We start from the raw sequence: 18,969 nt of genomic DNA, 5'->3' as shown, positions 1-18,969 counted from the left end.
GAAGGATCCTTTTACCAATAAGCTCAATTTCGGTACTCCAGAGAAATGAGCGTAACGAGATATACAGTATCGTTACGCCATGAAAGTTAATTTGGTTTCACCATTAGCCAATTGATGCCGCTTACTTTCAAGCCTGTGATAGATGCTAATGCTTAAGTGGTGTAAAATGTTAAAAAGAGCGGATGGCTCTACACCTTTAATCTATGCCGCTTATTGGCTACCTCACCTTTCAGGCCTACTTACATGATTCACAACGATGTTCTACGTCGCCTTCGTTATGCGTTAGCTATAAACGATACCGCTGCTATTAGCATTTTCAAATTGGTTAACTACGACATGGAAATTGACTATTTACATGCCGTAATGAAGCGAGAAGATGAAGCTGGCTATTTGCCATGTCGAGATAAGATTATCGCGCTTTTTCTTGATGGATTGATTATTAAGAACCGAGGTCGACAAGAAGGACAAGCACCCAAAGAGCTTGGGCCAAAAGAGCGATTAAGTAATAACGAAGTACTTCGCAAAATTCGTATAGCAATGAGCTATAAAGATGAAGATATGATTGAAGTGCTTCAACTGGCTGGCTTTAGAATTAGCAAAAGTGAACTTTCTGCACTTTTTAGAAAGCCAGATCACCGCAATTACAAACCTGCGGGAGATCAAGTGGTCCGTAATTTGTTGCAAGGCATGGTGAAAAAATATCGACCAGATTCGTCAGGTACCGGCCGCAGCGCGCAAACAAGTCTTAACAAGCCAGCCGCTAATGAGTCAGAAAAAAATCGGACAAACGATAGAAAACGCATCAAAGGAAATCCGAACGGGAATAACTCTCATACTAATGAGCTAAGAGTTACGTCTTCGACAACTAACAAGGCTAAGCGCCCAGTTAGCCAAAGTGCTAACAACGAAGCGCAGAAAGGCAAGAAGCAAACTAATACGTCTGTGTGGGGCGAGCTACCTGCTAAAAAGCGGTGAATAAAGTTCACCGCTAGATGGCTTCCATTTGCCAGTGTTTGATAGCTTGTTAGGCTTACTGACTTCAATCAATATAGAATGGAGCTTTCATTTATGCGGTTTACTTTTAGGCTTGCTACACTTCTTGGCATAGCATTGCTGCTAGTAGGGTGCGGCACGACGAAAAGCGATAAAAGGGAAACAGAGAGTGAAAAGACCGAAACGCCATACGCTAATTTAGACGACATTAAACCCCAGTCGATAGTTTACAAGACGGTTAATGGCAAAGATTTAGCGCTGGATCTATACATGCCAACTTCCTTAGGAACTGCCCCCACACTCGCCGTACGGGTTCATGGTGGTGCTTGGATGAGAGGGAGTAAAAACGAAACCCTGTCTAAAAATGGTAATTTAGTCGCTTCTTTGCTCAATGAAGGTGTTGCGGTTGCAGCAGTAAATTATCGTCTTAGCGGTGAGGCTATTTATCCTGCAGCACCCAACGACATAAACGATGCGCTAAATTTTTTAGTTGATAATAGCGATAATTTTAAACTAAGTGCTGAGCACGTGATCATGATGGGGCGCTCAGCGGGTGGGCATCTGGCTTCGCTTTTGACCACATCAAACAATGACGACGTTCCGTTTCTTAATGTAAAGCCGCGCTACCATGTAATTGGTATGGTTGATTTTTTTGGACCTTCTGATCTTGTGGCTTTGCGAGGCAACAGCGGCAAAGTGGATCACGACGCGCCAGATGCCGCAGAAGCTCAATTTTTGGGTGAATCTCCACTGGTTAACGAAGCCCTAGCGCGAGAAGCTTCGCCAACCAGTTATATAGATAATGAAACGCCGCCTTTTATTATTTTCCATGGACTTGATGATGGTGTAGTACCCGCTACGCAAAGCGAATTATTAAGTCGCCGCCTTGACCAGTTTGACGTGCCAAATGAGTTGTTCCTTGCTAAAGGTAAGCGCCATGGCGATCCGGTATTTGATACGGACGAATTTGTCTCGAAAGTAGTTAACTTTGTAAGAGAAGTTAAAAAGGAAAATAACTAAATTTATTTCAATAGAGTAAAAGGGAAAAATTATGAGCCGACATTTCGAAAAGGCCGAAGGCCTGTATGAAGAGAAAGATGCCGCCACACAAGGTTTTGTGTTTAACCAAACTATGCTGCGCATTGCCGACCCCAAGCGTTCGCTAGATTTCTATACGCGAGTTATGGGAATGACGCTCATTAAGCGTTTAGATTTTGAAGAAATGCAGTTCAGCCTTTATTTTTTGGCGGCAGGTGATGATTTCTCTGATATTTCTGACGATGTAGACGAACGTACTCAGCAAACCTTTGGTCGCCCAGCAATGCTTGAATTAACCCATAATTGGGGCGATACACCAGAAACCGTTAGCTATCACAACGGCAATACCGAACCTAAGGGCTTTGGTCATATTGGTTTTCATGTACCTGATGCAGAGGCAGCCTGCGCCAGATTCGAATCACTAGACGTTCCTTTTCAAAAGGGCCTCAATGATGGTTCTATGAAAGGTATCGCCTTTATTAAAGATCCAGACGGCTACTGGATTGAGATTTTTGACGCGTCAAAAGTTGCTGAAACCTGTGCGCCACACTTGAAAAAGTAGCGTAGAGATTTTCAGGGTTCTTGCCTGTTGCTTGCAGCATTTAGTTAGCTGGACATTTCAAATAAGTATTAGCGAAAGAGGGTAGCCCAGCTAAATCGGCTACCCTTTTTGTTTGTTAGTTCGCTTCTAAGGTTAACTCAACGCCGCTCACTTCAGTATGTAAGTCGTGCTGGGTATTAAGCAAAAATAAACGGTTTGCTTCAACTTCCCCTTGGTTGGCTAAATAGCTTTTTACCGCTTTACTGCGCAAGTCTGCAAGTTCAATTAACTCACTTTCAGGAATGTCGATACTATTACGAAGCTTGTTGTAACGGGCAATTGTCAGCGCTCTTTGCACATCCTCTTCGTTAATCGCATCAATAAAGTCATCATTACCGTTTTGGCCTTCACCTTCACTTGCTAACTCAGGGTTTAATTGAGCCACCATATTCTTATATTCTTGATCAAGGTCGGGCGTAAACATCTCTACATAGTGTGACAAAAGGGCGTCGGCTAATGGGCCTTCTAGTGGTATACGGCTGCCAGTTAATGGCTCATCTTGCGGGTTACCACTGTAGCTGAGATTTTCAATGTCACCACCTGCAGAAGTATTTCCGTTCGTACTTGAACTGCCGGAGGTAGTAGTGGGATTAACAAGTCCACTTTTTGCGAACAGAGTGGCATTTAACTGGCGTTGGGCCAGCGTGCTTGAATCTGATACCGCATTAACCGTACCTTCAATGTTCACTCTAAGTCCTGGGCGTTTTTTTAAGGCCTCAGCTAGGGTGTTTAGCTTTTCCTTAGCTTCAGTATTTAGCTTGTGTTCTCCAAACGTAAACGCAACACTGTCGAGCTCATCGTCACTGCCAACCAGATTTGCTAGTAGCGAAAACGGCGCGGTTACCGCCTTGGTAATGATATTGCCAATAGCATTGAGGATTATAGAGCCAAAGCTAAAATCTGGGCTGTCTACATCTCCAGATACATCTAAACCTAAATCGATAACGCCGTTGCTATCTTCTAGCAGCGCGATAGCTAGCCCAAGCGGCAAACTTAGCGCTTGGTCAGAATTAGATTTTTTACCTAAGGTTAGCTGGTCAATAACCACATGATTTTTACCTTCCAGCGCTTTACCATTCAGTTTGTATTGCACCGCTAATGACAACAAACCTTTGTCAATGTAATAGCCCATATAGGTACCAGAATAGGGGTTAACTGATGTAAGTTCAGCGCCTTTTACAGAGAAGTTTAAATCTAGGTCTAGATCACTTTTTAATGGGTGAATGGTGCCCGCTAGTTTTACCGGTGCGTAGTTATCTATTTTTCCATTGATATCCACATTGGCCGGCGTATCTGAACGCGAGTCGATGCCTGTTACTTTGCCATTTAGGCTTTCAATGGCCGACGCGAATTTTGGTGTTAATGAGTGGTCAGCAAAATAGGCTTTACCGTTCTCAATTGATATAGCGTTCACGGCAATAGCAAGTTGTTGAGCGTTTGAAGTCGCCTTTTCATTGGTTGCAGATGCTGGTGAATTTGTTGCGTTAATGCTGTCAGGTTCGCCAGCGATATTATTTTTAGCGGGCTGCTCTTCTTTGTTGTGTTCTTTTGAAGCAACAACTAGCTTGCTCACATTGGTTTGCTTGGCTTCGTCAATAATGAGTCGAGCGAAGGGCGATTGTAACCGAACATTATCTACGCTTAGCTGGTTTAAGGCATGGTTAAAATCAATATCGTCCACTATTAATGACTGCCATTGCAACAACGGCTCTTTGGCATCATCTAGAACACTTAAGTCAAAGACCTTTGTATTTGCCTTAACGTTTAATGTCTCGGTTCCCTCATCACCGACTGCAGCGTCAAATTCAACATTTAGATTGAATAGTCCCTCTTCAAGGGTGACATTGGCGTAGGGTGAAATATATTGCTGAAATTGATTAAGTGCTAGTTGCTCAATAGCTGCTTTGCCCTTAACCGTTTGTTCTGCAATAACTAGGCTTCCGCTACTTGTCAGGGTACCCTTTGATATATTACTAAAGGCCTGGGTATCGGCAGAGACTTGCAGGCTTGTGGTATAAGAAATAGGTTTAGTGAAATCAGTGGTGATTTCACCGCTTTCAATATCCAATCGGCTAATTCTATAGTAGGTGCCATCACTTACACTGCGCTCTAGCATATCAATAGTACCGTTATTGAATGCAAACTTTTGTAGCGCAACCTTCCATGTCTTCTCTTGCTCTAGTTCGGGTGAGCCATTTTTAGTTTGTGCTGTTGTTTGCATCTCTTCGCCCTTTGATTCAAGCGAAACGGTCTCTGCATCAACGCTGTTGTCACTTTCAGGTGTTATTTCACCTGCTAGCTGGGGTGTTATTTGCTCCTTAAGCTGAAGGCTCTTGTCCTTTTCTTCGGACTCAGAATGCGAATTTGTGTTCGCTTTGGCGCTTGTTTTAGTAGCAGAGTCGATCAGACTTTTAGGTGTAAACAGGCGTTGTAAATCTAGCCCCGTCTCGTCAAACAAGCCCGACACTTTGACATCGTCTAGCGCAACTTTAGCAATATTTACTTGCTGCCTTGCGCCGTTTACGCTTATGTCGTGAACGGCAAATGAAGGGATGGCGAGGATCTCTTTCGAGGTACTGACGCTATTTGGCGAGCTTGATGACGCGGCTGATGATGTGGGTGATAATACAGCGGAATAAAACACCAAGTTGTTGACGGCAAACTCACCGTTTTCCAATAAAAACTGAAGTGCCTCTCCCTCTTCAAAAGCCTGCGCCTGAAGGCTTAAGTTAACCGTGCCGCCTACCAGTTTCGCTTCTACCAAATCTTTCGATAGCGACCATAGCGGTGCCAGAGCAACATCACTTATCGCAACGTCTGTAGCCACTTTAAAGGGAGAAAGTTGGAACTCACCTTTAATTGAAACTGTGCCTTTTTCGGCGGTAAGCAAATCAAACTGATATTGATTAAACGCGGCTTGGCTATTGTCATTTACACTAATTACAGCATGGGTATCTAGGTCTTGCAGTGCTACATCCAATTCCGGGTAATCAAGCAAGGTATCGGTAACTTCGTCTTCTAAAACTAGTTGGCCGTTACTTAGTATAAATTGACCTAGTGTTATTCTAGGGATCTGCCCGTCAGATACGTCTTCCTCTTCATCTTTCTCATTTGTACTGCGATTCTCAAGGTGAGCGAGAATATCGGAAAAGTTGAATGTTTTTGTGTCGTTATCAGTATTTAAACGTGCCACTTTTGCATATGGCGAATCGATAGTTAAAGACTCAATTGCAGGAGTGAGAGTAAGCAACGTTTGCCAAAAGCCAATGTCTAGCGAAACATTACCCACACTAAAAAAACGATTATTTGACGCCTTATTCTTGGTATCGCTTTCACTGCTATTGTTACTCTGCTCGTCACTATCACTGGTGGTTGATAGCCTAGATTCTGAATAGATGACAAAATCAGTAATGCCTACCTTCAATAGAAAAGGGTTTATCGCAATATCTTGTACCGTGGCATTTCGACCTGTATTTTCTTTTAATAGGTTAGGTAATTTTGCCTCTAGCACCGCAGGGGTTACTACGCCTAAAAGAAGGGCATAAGTAAGATAGAAAAGGACGAGGTAGGTAGAAACTCGAAACCACTTTGGTTTCGCTGAAAACCAAGATGTTGCATTTTGCATAGGCGATTAGGCTGCGTAATTGAGTATGAAAAGATGAGCAAGGTTGCTATTAGAAATACAACCTTGCAAAAAAGATTTAAAGCGTATTAATTTCTGCGAGACAGCATATATCAATACACCTTTGATAGATTACAGAGCCGCTAGCAAATTATCTAGGCCAGATTTGAAGAGTGCTTGTGTTTCTTCATCGGCATTTACATTTAAGTACGAGCTAATTTGAGTGGCAAAGCTGGCAATCATATCAGTTGATAAGCCAAGCGCTTCAAACTGTTGCTTCAAATCATTTACAGATTTAAGTGTAGAGCTATATTCAGAGGCTTTATTGAGTAGGCCGGATAGTGACGAGCTAGAACTTGCAGCCGTATCACCGCTAAGTGACGGTACATTTTCAAGTAGGCCATCAATGCCAGGAATACTGTTTGCCAGCTGCGCGTAGTCACCGCTAGAAAGGTTACCTTGAACATAGTTCATAATAGAGGCAATGCCGCCTTCTGACTGGGTTTCAGATACATTGAGATTGTCAGAAACTGTGCCTACCAAGCTAGATAAGTCGATACCAGACGCAGCACTTGTCGCCATTTCAGTTAGGCTACTAGTAGTAACAGTTGAGTCAGCTTTCTTATCACCTAAAAGGCCTTTAAGCTGGTCTATATTGGCGTTGGCGTTTGTTGTAAAGACGGTAAGAGCAAGCACAGCAGGTGCTAAAGCGAAACGGTTCATAGTAAGTTTCCTTGTTGTTAGCTCCCTCAACGCTAAGATAAATTGTCTATGTAATATACATATTGCCAATTAAATTTTGTAAAACGAGCATGGGTTAGTTGATAAATACTAACATTCTATCCTAACGAAGCTTCAATTACTGTAGAGAAAGTGTAAAGAGCATTTACCAGTTCGCATAAATAAATCTAACAAATTATTAAGGCAGATTAACTTTATCTATATAAGGATTTGGTTATTCTTTTACTCTATGAAAGCGGCTAGAGTTTTGAGTTTCAAATACTTCATGAGGTGTGCAGATTGTTCTATCGCTTTAACATCCTCTGAAGAATCAATTGCACATGAAAAGCGTTTTTCATTAAGGCAGTTCGCGCCCTTAGAACACATATCTGCTTTTGGAAAGCACTTTGTACCTCCGTAAATGAAACCATAGCTATCCATGTTCATCAGAAATATTGGTCGTTTTTCATCGTTAGATTTGCTTCCAATTAGGGGGCGCCCAAGAAAAGAGTTTTCCTCATTAATATTTAAAAGGGAAAGCAAAGTTGGCGCGATATCTAAATGACTTCTCGTTGTGTCGATTTGGCGCGGCGATGAGTCAGGGACATGAATTAGCATAGGGACTTTAAATAAAACTTCGAATTTGTCTACAGGTGAAACGGTATCTTTGGGGTAAAAAGGTACCCCGTGGTCACCTGTTATTACGATGACCGATTGGTGGTAATATGCTTTTTGTTTGAGCTTGCGCCAAAACTCTCCAAGAGCAACATCTGCGTAATAAAGAGAACGTTGATAATTACCGTAGATATCGTCGCCCGATTCTTTTAGATGAGGTGGGAACTTGAACTCTTTATAATCCCAATTAAATGGTTGATGGTTAGAAAGGGTTAATATTTCAGTGAAAAAAGGACTTGATTGCTGATCAAAATAATTTAAGGCAGTATCATAAAGAATAGGATCAGGAACACCCCATCCAATATCTTGCGCGTCACTATAACCATCACGTTCAAATGACTCTTTTGAGTAAATATTGTCAAAGCCTAGAGATGGATGAAAAATTTCTCTGTTGTAAAACTCTTTTGTGTTGCCATGGAACCAAGATGTTGTGTAACCATGCTTTTTCAATATGTGAGGTAAACACTTTCCGCGATAAACACCTTCGGAGCGTGCAAAAGGTGTAAGAAGGTTGCCATCTATAGAGCTACATAAAATAGCTTGCTCAGACTTAATCGTCGCTCTAGATGTGGCATAATTGTTCGTGAACCAAAAAGACTCGTTTGCAATCTCAAGTAGATTGGGTGTTATTTCTTTCGACAATTCTTTAAATCGAGAGCTCTCTAATACAACAAGTATTACATTTTTCTTGTTAGGTAAATTTAGTGTCAATGGAGTTGTTGGATAAAAGGCTAAGGGGTTTACATTACTGTTTTTATGCTCGAGCCCCGGATAATTTAATATAAGTTGATCAAAGTTTTGCGAACTATACTCTTCTGGAAGTGCAACAAGCGTGTTTTTTCTAAGTGCTTTAGCAATTACCTTCGCTTTGTTTTCTGCGGCACTATCCTCTGACTCTGGTACAAGCCATAGTACTATGGGTGTACTTCTAAAAAAGTACATTAGTGGGTTTTCAAGCTCAACGTTTTTTCTATCGTCATTCGTCAAGTTAAGTAGTTCATTAGTATCGTTTCGTGTTGTGTGAATGCTGATTAAAAATAACCCAGTCATAAAAGGTATCAAAAAGGATAAGATTCCCTTTTGCCACGAAAGGCGATGTAACTTTTTAAATAGTGTTTTATGAAGGATTATGCTGATAGCACTGATAAACAGTATGAAGATTAAAGCAGGTGTGCTGTTGAAATTTTCGATCGCTAAAAACAGCTCTCGATAAAGCTTAAGCGATTCGTAACTGATGTAGAGTCCATAAAAATCAAGATACTCTCTGGATGCCGAAGCAAAAATCGTTAAGCTTGTAAGTGCGCAGATTACAAAAGCCGTAAATACAAACCTCTTACAATAACTAAAAAGTACTAAGAGACAAAATACAAAGCAACAGAGCGCCAGAGTATCGATCTGAAAATAAATGTCACTGTTTAAATAAAAGTCAAATAAACTAAATATTGCTAGGGGGGTTAGACTTAAGCCCGTGAATAAATAAATTGTTGCTCTAGAGGTTTGCATTAAGAGTTTCCATACTCTTCATCATATTGCGGTGTCAAAATAATACTAATTAGGCTAACAGTATTAAACTAATAATAAGTATAGATTTTTATAACGATGGATTGAAAACTTCAGCTTAAAACAAAACACTAAAAGGAGCGGTGTGCTCCTTTTAATATTCTGACTGATTGTTGGCCTTGCTTACTTTGTTTCTGGCGGAATGATTATACGCTCTACATCTGGAGAAGCGTTCTTTTCAGCATTCGTTGTATCGAGTTTCGGGCCCAGTTGATAGTCTAATTGGACGAGAAGCCCAGTTTGTCTGACGCTTTTGCCACCTTGAATGCGTGGTTTATATTCCCACTGTTTTAATGCCACTTTAGCACTTTTATCGAACACGCCCGCCGGCTGAGATTTAACCACTTTTACATTATCTGTTGCGCCTGTTTCAGTGATATCGAAAGACAGTACGACAAAGCCTTCGAGCTCATTTTGTTCTGCCTTTTCTGGGTAGATGGGTGGAACGCGTTTAACGGGTGATGCTTCATTAACTTTTGATTTATCCATGTTGGCTTCAGCTTTTGGCGGTGGTAGTGGCACGTTAGCCAATGCGGTATTAATAGTCAGTAAAGCTGCAACAGAAAGTACGCTCGCTGCCAGTACTTTATTGCTGCGTATAGGTTGTTTTATAGCATTTAAACGTTTGATCATAGTCGTCTTTTCTCCAAAGGTTGGGTACAAAGTTATAGTGCGTGAACAATGCTCGGCACACTGCACAAGTGCTTTTGCATAGGTGAGTTTTTCCTTCTCTGTCTTGTTTTTTAGTACTACATCATCACAAGCCAGCTCTTGATTTATTCTGAAAGACTTAAGCGCAAGCCAAACTAGTGGATTAAACCAAAATAGAATGGCGATAGTGAGTGCTAGCGTATTCCACAGGTGGTCATAATGTTTGCGATGAACGTTTTCATGTTCCAATATCAGTGTCTGTTGCTGCTTTGAAAACGTGCTTTTAAATGAAAAGGGAATAAGCACTTTTGGCGCGATGAATCCAAACAGCATAGGGGTGGCTGCTTTGCTTGAATAGTAGGCATTGGTGTGGATTGCGCGTCGCTTCCCTATCGATGTCCATGTTGAAATATGATGCACTAAAACATAGGCAGTGATAATGCATGCGCCTATAGCCCAAAGAGTAAACCAAGTTTCGAACGCAACAGTATTCACTGTAGGTTTAACACCCACTACATAGCGAGAAAAGCTATTTGATGGGATGCTAACCATCGACAGCGGAAGGTTATTAACTATCAAACTGCCTGGTATCAACGCCCATAGCTTATACGTTAACGAGGCACCTAATCTAGATGTGAAAAAGTGCTCAGAAACAATGAGTAAAATGAGCGAGAGCGACAAAATGCCTTGTTGAGCGATAATCCAATCAATCATTATTTTCTTCCCACTCTTTTATAAGCGCTTTAAGCTCGTTCACATCTTGCTTAGACAGCGAGTTTTGATTTGCAAACCCGGCGACCATAGGCGCGATTTTCCCTTTAAATAGCCGACTTACAAAATTTGTCGTTTCTTTTCTTGTATAATCTTCGCGAGCAATCAGTGGGTAATAAAGGTACTGGCGCTGCTGTTTTTCAAAGCCTAATACTTCCTTTTTTATCAAGCGACCCAATAGTGTTTTGACGGTTTTTTCATGCCAGTCTTTCTTATCGTTTAACCGTGAAACCACTTCACTTGATGTAGCGGGGTGGTCGTCCCACAGTACGTCTAGTACTTCAAATTCGGCGTTCGAAATTTCGGGTTTGTCTGACATTTTACTCATAGTGCCCATATCTAATTTATTGATTACAGTTGTAGTCGATATATTTAGATTACACTTGTAATTCTAAAGCGCAAGGTTTTTTTGTGTGTCTTTTAAACCAGTTTTGTATGAGAAGAGAAATATGTTCAGTGCTTTCGTACTTTAGATCAGGGGAGTGCCTGAAAACGTGAGACAAATAAGCCAAGGCGTCGGCATGGGCGTGACGACGTGTTCAGAAAAAGCGTGTAGTTCTTTTTAGTAGAGCACGTTAAAGTTGAGTTCGTTTGACTCTAAAAATTCGCCTAAAATACGCGATTGTTGGTTTCCTCTTGGAACCATTACGTAACATGATGGCTTAGGAGATACTTCCTGAAGGTCGTACCATAAGGTATCCAATACATCATTGCCGAATTTTAAAAACGTTTCTCCCCAAGACGTTTTATAAATTACTGCTACATCTTCAACCGTGGCTTTTTGACGTAAAGTCGGGAAATTCACAATAGAGAAGCATGCGGTTATACGCTCAGGTGCAAGTAGGTCGTTGCGGGGGAGGGACGACACTCTGACTGGCGGGAAATGCTTGCACAAGTGCTTGAGAAGGTCGTTGAGGTCTAATTCACTTACTTCGCCATAGTTATAATCTAGATAAACTTTACTGCGAGTATCAATTATTTTACTTGAAACCAACCATACCATTAGCGCAATCGCACTAGGCGCTTGGGATATTTTCTGTGCTTCATCAATGATTCCGGATTTACTCAACAAATCACCGGCATAGGCAGACCATACTTCATCACCGTTTTTGAGCTGGCGCATAGCGATAGTGATTTTTTCGCAATAAAGGCTTTCGTCGAAGGCACGCCGAAGAAATTCTATTTTATCTTCTTTTTTTGCGTAATAGGTACTTAAACGCCTGCCCAACACTGTCATGTCCTTTTCGTCCATAGCTTGCTGGTGGTCGCTAAGCTCTTTAGAAATACGTCGATAGCACTTCAAAAGAAAACTATGGACACGGCGACTAAGTTGTACACGCTCACTAAACGTCCAATCCTGTTGGTTGTCTAAATGGTGAATTTGTTTTCGGCTCCATCCCCATTGTCTAGCATAGGACGCTAAAATTCGGCGTTTGAAGTTTGCTTTTTCTCCCTCAAAAGGCGGTTGGCTTAATGGGCATGCACATTTTAAGTACAAGCATTGCTGCAATATCTCAATGTCCTCGGGCTGTCCGTTGGCTTTATAGTGGGTAACAAGTTCGTCAAACATCAATGCGTAAGGGTCAATGTCTGTGACGCGGCCCGGCGCTTCAACTCCACGATGAACATGTTTTTTAAGCAGATTACATAGTGGCTGCCCATGTGTGATATTGGCCAAGTAGACTTCAAGCTTCGCCATTTTCAAAACCGACTTGAACGGGGAGTCCATTGCTTTACCCAGTTGCCAAATGGCTGCACCAAACAGCTCACTGGCATCAAGTTTTTCTAAATGACCTAAATCCATAAACCAGTCTAAATCTGGTGAGCCGCCTTTTTCCAGACTGTTATAAATAGCCTGATATTGCTTTTCGCTGGTTTTTTCTGGAGTAAGCCACCAGAAGGGCGCCTTGCCAGCTACTACAATATTGGTGTTGTAAAATTCTGCTTTTAGAAACAGTGCTTGTGCAGAGCCGGCGCTTTCACCTTCAGCAATACCGAAGTCATTTTCCTTTACTTTATCAATCTCTGATAAAAAGAAGTGAACTTCAATGCCAAAGGTGTGTTCCGCCCATTTTTCAATAGCAGTTAGCTTTTGTTGTAGTAAGGAAAGTTCAGTTTCTGAAAAGCGATGGCCTTCAATGCACACCCAAAAATCGAAGTCCGAGTCATCGGTTTGCGCAATAGTGCCCACGCTACCCATAAGTACGAGTGACTCAATGGCTCGCTGTCTAGGCCAAATTTGCTTGATATCAGAGAACAGGTGATTCTCAGCAGGGAAACACCTTAAAAGTGCTTTTTCTATATCAGGCCTAAAAGAATAGTTATTAATGCCAAAAGGTACGCTTTCGCCGGACGAAAGCGGGGCAATATAACCAGGAAGCGCTTCGTGATTTACATGAACGAGGAATGGAAGCACATGAAAAAGTGGTTTGTGCTTTTCAGGCATGAGGGTAAGAGCACGTTCGATGCGGGCTTTGTTATACCTTAATACACGCAATAACCTAATGGTAAGGTTTTGCTGAACGGAAAGCGGCTGCTGCGTTGCCATTATGTTAATCTGCACTTCTTCATGCCGCCAAGCATAACGCTAATTCGTGTCGACTTCCTCTATTTTTGGTAACTAGTTAAACTTGGTAGTGGAATCGATTTTGTGCAGTAAGCCATCATTTACCAAGTGAACCCATTGTGCCATCGATAAGTCCAAGCTGCTTTCCAGAAAAAGATGTTTCACAATTAATTTGGTGTGTTCTTAGGTAACGTAATTTCAACCCTAAGCCCGCCCTGTTCTGGACTTTGCATGACAAGCGTTCCGCCATGCTTTTCCACTGCTTTTAGCGCAATGGTTAAACCCAGTCCAAAGCCTTCGGTATGCATCTGATTTCCAGCTCGGTAAAACGGCTGCATCAACTTTTCAATTTCATTGTTATCTACGCCTACGCCATTGTCTTCAACAACAATGACAACATTTTCAGTATCTGCTGAAACGTTTACAGATACCGGCTGCCCTTTGTCGGAATACTTACACGCATTACCTACGATGTTGTCTAACGCCTGGTGTAGCGCTTCTGGAAACCCGTTTATTATTGCATCGTTTTCACGAGACTCGCTAAAGTCTAGTGAAGTTGGGATGCCTGGATAGTTAATAGCCATATCGTCCAAAACACGATTGCTTAACGCAATCACATCGCAAGGTTCAGCTGTCTGTGAAGTATGTTCTAGTGTTGAAAAGTTCAGAATTTGCTGAATGAGTTGGTCCATTCGATGGCAGTCATTGTGTATCTGCAAAACGTGTTTGTTATCTGGTTGATGCTGTTCGATTATTGCTGCTGACGTTTGAAGCCGAGCTAGTGGTGCGCGCAATTCATGGGACACGTCGTGCAATAACCTTTTCTGGGACTCTATAGCATCAGCGGTTTTACGAACCATAAAATTTATATCGGCTGCCAAGTCACTGAATTCGTCTCCGCGAGAAAGCAGCTGAGAGGGAACCTGCGACGCTGTTTGGTCGTTGGCGTATTTTCGACTAAAGGCGCCTAAATACTTAATCGGCTTTACAATGCTCCAGCTAAGTAGGGCACTTACTAATGCCGAGGCTAAAAAAATAAATACAAACTGCACTGACTGAAAGCGACTTAATACATGTTTATAAATTCGCGGCGTTTGCGGTTGTCTTAATTGAACGATGTACTGCGTGTTTGAAGGGCCATAGATTTCACGTGTTACCCGTTGGTCCTCAGGCGTTTTATTCATGCGGTAGTGATAAATGGTATCGCCATTTACCGAGGATATTAGCATGGGGATTAGCTGGTTTTCTCGACCATTTCTACGTTTAATCCACTCTTTAATCTCGTTTCTAGCCCTGCCTTTAGTAAACGTTTCATGTTCGTATCGCCATACAATTCTTTCTGCCTGATTGGTCGCATCGTCAAAAAAACGTTTGGTATAGTTACTTGAGGTGTATTCGTTTACTAAGACGTAGCCAGTTGCCGCCATGACCGCTAAGCTGGCAATCCAAAAAGCAACAAAAATTCGCCAGAACAAGCGCTTAATTCCTAAGTTGGCTTTTATGTCCGACCATTTGATGTTACTTATCATTACCCAAACCTTCTATTCTGCTTGCTGAGGTACGGTTAGCATTTGATAGCCAACACCGCGGACAGATTGAATAACGTTAGTAACCCCAGCGGCTGAGAGCTTCTGGCGAATTCGGCTAACGTGAACATCCATTGCTCTATCGTAGGCTTCCAATGGACGTTTCAATACTTCTTGCGTCATCTCCTGTTTGGAAATGGTTTGTCCTACACGCTCCATCAGGTAGCTAAGTGCGTTGAACTCAGCCCCCGTTAACGCCACGGATTTCCCATTAACGGTGGCCTGGCGTGCGCCGGTATCTAAATGAATACCATGTAGCTCGCTTGGCGAAGCAGCAGGCGTTGTCTTTAAGTACTGGGTTCTTCGGATAATAGCGCGGATACGAGCGCCAAGTTCTCTTGGGTTACAAGGCTTAGGAAGGTAATCATCAGCACCCAGTTCAAGGCCTACAATTCGGTCAATATCATCACCACGACCTGTCAACATAAGAATAGGGGTTTGCTTTTCGGCTCTTACTGATTTCAACACATCAAGGCCCGACATCCCAGGCATCATAATATCTAGCACTACGGTGTCGTACTGATCGGTGTTGAGTAGTGTTTCTATTGCTTCATCGCCGCTGTGAATTGCGTCAACACGAAAACCGTCCCCTTCTAAAAACTCTTGGAGTAGGGCACATAAGTCTTTGTCATCGTCGACGAGTAAAACGTTTATTTTGTCATTTTCCATGCCCGAATATTACCCTCTATTAATTAAAGTGTTTTTCAACTTTACCGAACTTTACACTAGCTTAACCCTACTTATCGATTGATTCACGCATACTTAATTCCGTTGATTAAACAACATTATTTTTTAACGTCATGCATAAACATGGCAAAACAAGTAGGAAGATTAAGATGAAAAAATTAATTACCGGTGTTTTATTAAGTGCATGTATCGCAACCACTGCTTACGCAGGTGGTAAGAATTCAGATGAACGTAGAGGTGGAGATTTCCTACCTTTGCATAAAATGGAAAGAGTACTTGATCTAACTGATGAGCAAATAGCGCAGTTTGAAGCATTGAAAGACGAGCTTAAAGCAGAGCGTCAGGCTAAAAGAGCCGAAATGGGTGAAGAAGGTAAGCGCAGAAAAATGAATGCTCTAGCGGGCCTAAACCCAGACGACGCTGACTATCAAGAAAAGGTAAATGCGATTGCAGAGCAAAAAGCTGAAAAAGTAAAAGCGCGTTTTCTTAAGCGTGCTGAACTTCGCATGAAAGTGGCGGACATTCTAACCGATGAGCAGCTTGAAAAGTTCGATAAGTTGAAAAAGAAACGTGGCAAAAAGCAGCGCCAGCACAGCTAATTTAGACCATGTTTAATCAGTAAAAAGCGCCTTTATGGCGCTTTTTTTACGAACGTTATAGTGTTGTCAGTATTTGTTTTAAGAGAGCAGCGTGGTTCTCAACTTTAATTAATGTGTTTCGCTAGTTCTGACTAACTCTTGCTGGATATTGTTCAAGCAAACTTGTTACTAGTTCATCGAGCTTATTTTGAATACTAATACTGTCTTTAGACTCGAGTTCAACGCTGCCCGATGCGCTATAAATAAACTTCCCATCTTTTACTATATCTATTTGAAGACCTTGTTGGAAAGAGGTTTGCTCACCCACAGGTATGCTAAATATACTGCCGAGAGAAATGCCTCCAGAGCGCCCAAAGGTGCCTGTACCCAACCCTAAATTTAATGTGGTTCCATCTTCTTTAGTTGTGGTGGAAGGAAGGTAACCTACTGACACATCGGCCTCGTTCTCTGTTGTTGGTGTTAAACCTTTGGTAATCAAGCGCTCGGTTATGGTTGAAGATAAATGGTTAGCGAGAGTTTCATTGATAGGGTTTAGTGGCGCTTGGATATAAAAAGTTTTAATGTCAGCAAAGTTTTGCGTGTCATCTACACTGACTTGAGGTTTGCTGGCGCACCCAACAACTAACGCTAAACTTAACAACAACAATAAGGCTGACTTAACACCATACTTCTGTTGCCAAAACCCTTTGTGACATCCTATTGAAGTGCTACTTCGCATAATAAACTCTCTCTAAATTACTGCTGTAAAAAAGGTTACTCAGTCAGCAGATAGGTTCAACTATTTCTAACTTTAACGAGAGGATACCCTGTTTTAGATCTGAATTAACACACAATTGGGGCGATAAGCGCCAACCTTTTACTCACTGAGCGTAATTCGCTGAATTGTCGTCACTCGTCGTCGAGTTGTGCTCTGCTAAGGTATTTAAACCGTATGCTTTGTTATCAAATGCTGCTTACTCCGTTTCCGATATGCATGCCAAAGCGCAAGCTTAAACGCCTACGGTAAGCGAGCGACTATGTTTCAAGAAAAGACTTAAAGGGTAAAGGATATGCATATTAAGCAAGTTAAGCACAAGTTAATTGTTACTGCGATAGCGGCAGTTTTTTCTGTTAACGCAGTAGCACGAGAAGCACAGGATTCTCAAGTTGAATTGGTCGGCGACATTAAAGGCACACAAATTACTGGCGTGACGGTAAGTAACGATGGGCGAGTATTTGTGAACGCGCCGAATTGGCGAGAAGGTGTAAGTTTTTCTGTGGCTCAGGTTGCCGATAACGGAGAGTTTGTTGCATATCCTAATAATGAAACAAACGAGTGCGTAGCGCAAAGCGAGGTGAGAAATAATTGCTTTTTGGCCGTGCAGTCAGTGGTTGCCCACAAAGATAAGCTGTATGTTTTAGATACTCGAAACCCTAAGTTTAACGGGGTAGTTGATGCGCCTCGTTTGTTTGTTGTTGACTTAGCCTCAAACGAAATCGAAGGAACCTTGATCCTTAGCGACGATGCATATCACTCTGATTCTTATATAAACGATTTGCGCGTAGACGAGAATACTAATCGTATATACATGACGGATTCGGCACATGCAGGCTTAGTGGTCTATGACCTTGATGACAATACCAGCTATCGCATTTTAGATAATCATGAAACCACAAAAGCTGAGGTAGAGTCTTTGAGTATTGAAGGGAAGCCCTTCAACATGACCGTTCAATCAGACGGCATCGCCTTAGATACGTTGAATGACACATTATATTTCCATGCTTTGTCGGGTTATTCACTGTATGCCATTAATACCTCTGATATAAAGAAAGCCTCGAACGAGGTATTAGCTGAAAAGGTGCGAAAAGTCGCTACAACAGGTGCGCCAGATGGCATGATTTATCATGAGGGCAACGTCTATTTAGCTGACTTAGAACAGCAAGAGGTGCAGTATCTTACACCGAGCCTCGACCTTCGCACACTTGTAAAAGGCGATGTGGTGAACTGGGCTGATACCTTTAGTATTTACAACGGTTCGCTTTACTATACCAATAGCAAAATCCAAGATGCTGGCAGCGATGTAAGCGACATGACGTTCGAAGTATATAAAACAGCGCTACCTGCGCGTTAAAGCTTGAGAAACATGGAAATAAGTATGACAAAAGTGACCCGCAAAGTGCCACTTGTTTTGGCTGTAGCGTTCTTTATGACAGGGGAAGTGTCAGCTAAATCAGATTTTGAATATGGACCAGTGTTTAACTCTTTCGGAAAGCATGCGCCTGTGGAAGGCATCAGTTTTACTGAAAATCAGGCATTCAAAGTTGCATTTGATGTAGCCAAATCGGCAAAACCAGGAGAGGTTAACCGTAAGTTTGAGTCGCTGGCACGTTTTATCAATATGCATGTAGCTAACGGCGTGAAACAGGAAAACCTTTCCCTTGCACTTGTGGTTCATGGCTCTGCCACAGAAGAAATGCTAAAGAGTGAGCTCTTCAAACAGCGCAAAGGCCAACCCAACGGCAACGAAGCGTTGCTTACTGCATTAATGAAACAGGGCGTTGAAGTGATAGTGTGCGGTCAGTCAGCTGCGGCTCATGGCGTTGAAAAAAACGCTTTGATAGACGGAATAAAGATGGACCTATCAGCCATGACGGCCCACGCGCGCCTGGCGCAACAGGGGTATTCGGTTAATCCTTTTTAGATTTTTTTTGTATTCGTATGGGAATGTGATGTTAGTTTGAGTAGTTTCATATTTTGTTTAGAGTGTAAACACGACACCATGAAAAATTCTATTTTATTAATATTATTCGTGTGGTTATGTTTTACTTTTGCAAGTTGAAACCCGAAAGTTGAGTCTTTACTACACATTCAATTGATACCCATACAGAATTCAAGCGTAACAAAGCACTATGTTGATAAA

General features: G+C 42.0%; 15 protein-coding genes. 6 read left to right on the top strand and 9 right to left on the bottom strand.

Translation table 11 applies throughout. The features are described 5' to 3' along the window. Positions 1 to 243 precede the first annotated feature (243 nt). The 3 genes from PCAR9_RS14240 (at position 244) to gloA (ending at position 2,593) form a co-directional block, all read left to right on the top strand. On the top strand, positions 244 to 975 hold the full coding sequence (locus PCAR9_RS14240; RefSeq protein ID WP_179984172.1) for a YehS family protein: 732 nt from the start codon (positions 244 to 246) through the stop codon (positions 973 to 975). A 93-nt stretch (positions 976 to 1,068) separates the two neighbouring features. Continuing rightward, entirely contained in the window at positions 1,069 to 2,013 is a 945-nt protein-coding gene (locus PCAR9_RS14235; protein ID WP_179984171.1) for an alpha/beta hydrolase, read from the top strand. 31 nt (positions 2,014 to 2,044) lie between these two features. Next, positions 2,045 to 2,593, top strand: coding sequence for a lactoylglutathione lyase (gene gloA, locus PCAR9_RS14230; protein WP_179984170.1), 549 nt, complete (start codon positions 2,045 to 2,047; stop codon positions 2,591 to 2,593). 115 nt (positions 2,594 to 2,708) lie between these two features. Here gloA and PCAR9_RS14225 read toward each other — a convergent pair whose 3' ends face one another. From PCAR9_RS14225 to PCAR9_RS14190, 8 genes are all read right to left on the bottom strand, one after another. After that, positions 2,709 to 6,257: a DUF748 domain-containing protein gene (locus PCAR9_RS14225; RefSeq protein ID WP_179984169.1), complete on the bottom strand. Its 3,549-nt coding sequence runs from the start codon at positions 6,255 to 6,257 to the stop codon at positions 2,709 to 2,711. A gap of 129 nt (positions 6,258 to 6,386) precedes the next feature. Then, a complete protein-coding gene (locus PCAR9_RS14220; protein ID WP_179984168.1) occupies positions 6,387 to 6,977 on the bottom strand; it encodes a DUF2780 domain-containing protein in 591 nt (196 codons plus the stop codon). Between the two features lie 240 nt (positions 6,978 to 7,217). Next, on the bottom strand, positions 7,218 to 9,152 hold the full coding sequence (locus PCAR9_RS14215) for an LTA synthase family protein (RefSeq protein WP_179984167.1): 1,935 nt from the start codon (positions 9,150 to 9,152) through the stop codon (positions 7,218 to 7,220). Between the two features lie 180 nt (positions 9,153 to 9,332). Then, positions 9,333 to 10,574, bottom strand: a complete 1,242-nt coding sequence (locus PCAR9_RS14210; protein WP_179984166.1) for a M56 family metallopeptidase — start codon at positions 10,572 to 10,574, stop codon at positions 9,333 to 9,335. Next, positions 10,567 to 10,959 (bottom strand): BlaI/MecI/CopY family transcriptional regulator, encoded by a 393-nt coding sequence (locus tag PCAR9_RS14205; protein ID WP_179984165.1) that lies wholly within the window; start codon positions 10,957 to 10,959, stop codon positions 10,567 to 10,569. The genes PCAR9_RS14210 and PCAR9_RS14205 overlap by 8 nt, the downstream gene beginning before the upstream one ends. Before the next feature lie 234 nt (positions 10,960 to 11,193). Next, complete coding sequence (locus PCAR9_RS14200; protein WP_179984164.1) at positions 11,194 to 13,179, bottom strand: class I adenylate cyclase; 1,986 nt, start codon at positions 13,177 to 13,179, stop codon at positions 11,194 to 11,196. A gap of 185 nt (positions 13,180 to 13,364) precedes the next feature. After that, positions 13,365 to 14,726, bottom strand: a complete 1,362-nt coding sequence (locus PCAR9_RS14195; RefSeq protein ID WP_179984163.1) for a sensor histidine kinase — start codon at positions 14,724 to 14,726, stop codon at positions 13,365 to 13,367. Between the two features lie 12 nt (positions 14,727 to 14,738). Beyond that, the gene (locus PCAR9_RS14190) at positions 14,739 to 15,452 is read right to left on the bottom strand and encodes a response regulator transcription factor (protein WP_179984162.1); all 714 of its coding nucleotides are present in this window, start codon (positions 15,450 to 15,452) and stop codon (positions 14,739 to 14,741) included. Between the two features lie 167 nt (positions 15,453 to 15,619). On the opposite strand from PCAR9_RS14190, the gene PCAR9_RS14185 reads away from it, so the two are divergent. Further along, complete coding sequence (locus PCAR9_RS14185; RefSeq protein ID WP_179984161.1) at positions 15,620 to 16,069, top strand: Spy/CpxP family protein refolding chaperone; 450 nt, start codon at positions 15,620 to 15,622, stop codon at positions 16,067 to 16,069. A gap of 121 nt (positions 16,070 to 16,190) precedes the next feature. Here the strand turns inward: PCAR9_RS14185 and PCAR9_RS14180 are convergent, their stop codons facing one another. Beyond that, a complete protein-coding gene (locus PCAR9_RS14180) occupies positions 16,191 to 16,787 on the bottom strand; it encodes a DUF4136 domain-containing protein (protein ID WP_179984160.1) in 597 nt (198 codons plus the stop codon). A gap of 331 nt (positions 16,788 to 17,118) precedes the next feature. On the opposite strand from PCAR9_RS14180, the gene PCAR9_RS14175 reads away from it, so the two are divergent. Both PCAR9_RS14175 and PCAR9_RS14170 read left to right on the top strand, forming a co-directional pair. Then, entirely contained in the window at positions 17,119 to 18,180 is a 1,062-nt protein-coding gene (locus tag PCAR9_RS14175; RefSeq protein WP_179984159.1) for an L-dopachrome tautomerase-related protein, read from the top strand. Positions 18,181 to 18,204: 24 nt separating this feature from the next. Further along, positions 18,205 to 18,750, top strand: a complete 546-nt coding sequence (locus PCAR9_RS14170; RefSeq protein ID WP_179984158.1) for a DsrE family protein — start codon at positions 18,205 to 18,207, stop codon at positions 18,748 to 18,750. Positions 18,751 to 18,969: the final 219 nt, after the last annotated feature.

The sequence above is a fragment of the Alteromonas macleodii genome (assembly GCF_903772925.1).
Taxonomy (GTDB): Bacteria; Pseudomonadota; Gammaproteobacteria; order Enterobacterales; family Alteromonadaceae; genus Alteromonas; species Alteromonas macleodii_A.
Note: the sequence above shows the minus strand (reverse complement) of the source record. Positions and strands in the feature narration are given on the sequence as shown.

Excerpts from the sequence above, each read along its gene's own strand:
- PCAR9_RS14215 (WP_179984167.1), bottom strand. The coding sequence starts at position 9,152 with ATGCAAACCTCTAGAGCAACAATTTATTTATTCACGGGCTTAAGTCTA.
- PCAR9_RS14185 (WP_179984161.1), top strand. The coding sequence starts at position 15,620 with ATGAAAAAATTAATTACCGGTGTTTTATTAAGTGCATGTATCGCAACC.
- PCAR9_RS14175 (WP_179984159.1), top strand. The coding sequence starts at position 17,119 with ATGCATATTAAGCAAGTTAAGCACAAGTTAATTGTTACTGCGATAGCG.
- PCAR9_RS14190 (WP_179984162.1), bottom strand. The coding sequence starts at position 15,452 with ATGGAAAATGACAAAATAAACGTTTTACTCGTCGACGATGACAAAGAC.
- PCAR9_RS14240 (WP_179984172.1), top strand. The coding sequence starts at position 244 with ATGATTCACAACGATGTTCTACGTCGCCTTCGTTATGCGTTAGCTATA.
- PCAR9_RS14235 (WP_179984171.1), top strand. The coding sequence starts at position 1,069 with ATGCGGTTTACTTTTAGGCTTGCTACACTTCTTGGCATAGCATTGCTG.
- PCAR9_RS14210 (WP_179984166.1), bottom strand. The coding sequence starts at position 10,574 with ATGATTGATTGGATTATCGCTCAACAAGGCATTTTGTCGCTCTCGCTC.
- PCAR9_RS14220 (WP_179984168.1), bottom strand. The coding sequence starts at position 6,977 with ATGAACCGTTTCGCTTTAGCACCTGCTGTGCTTGCTCTTACCGTCTTT.
- PCAR9_RS14180 (WP_179984160.1), bottom strand. The coding sequence starts at position 16,787 with ATGCGAAGTAGCACTTCAATAGGATGTCACAAAGGGTTTTGGCAACAG.
- PCAR9_RS14195 (WP_179984163.1), bottom strand. The coding sequence starts at position 14,726 with ATGATAAGTAACATCAAATGGTCGGACATAAAAGCCAACTTAGGAATT.
- PCAR9_RS14200 (WP_179984164.1), bottom strand. The coding sequence starts at position 13,179 with ATGGCAACGCAGCAGCCGCTTTCCGTTCAGCAAAACCTTACCATTAGG.
- PCAR9_RS14170 (WP_179984158.1), top strand. The coding sequence starts at position 18,205 with ATGACAAAAGTGACCCGCAAAGTGCCACTTGTTTTGGCTGTAGCGTTC.
- gloA (WP_179984170.1), top strand. The coding sequence starts at position 2,045 with ATGAGCCGACATTTCGAAAAGGCCGAAGGCCTGTATGAAGAGAAAGAT.
- PCAR9_RS14205 (WP_179984165.1), bottom strand. The coding sequence starts at position 10,959 with ATGAGTAAAATGTCAGACAAACCCGAAATTTCGAACGCCGAATTTGAA.
- PCAR9_RS14225 (WP_179984169.1), bottom strand. The coding sequence starts at position 6,257 with ATGCAAAATGCAACATCTTGGTTTTCAGCGAAACCAAAGTGGTTTCGA.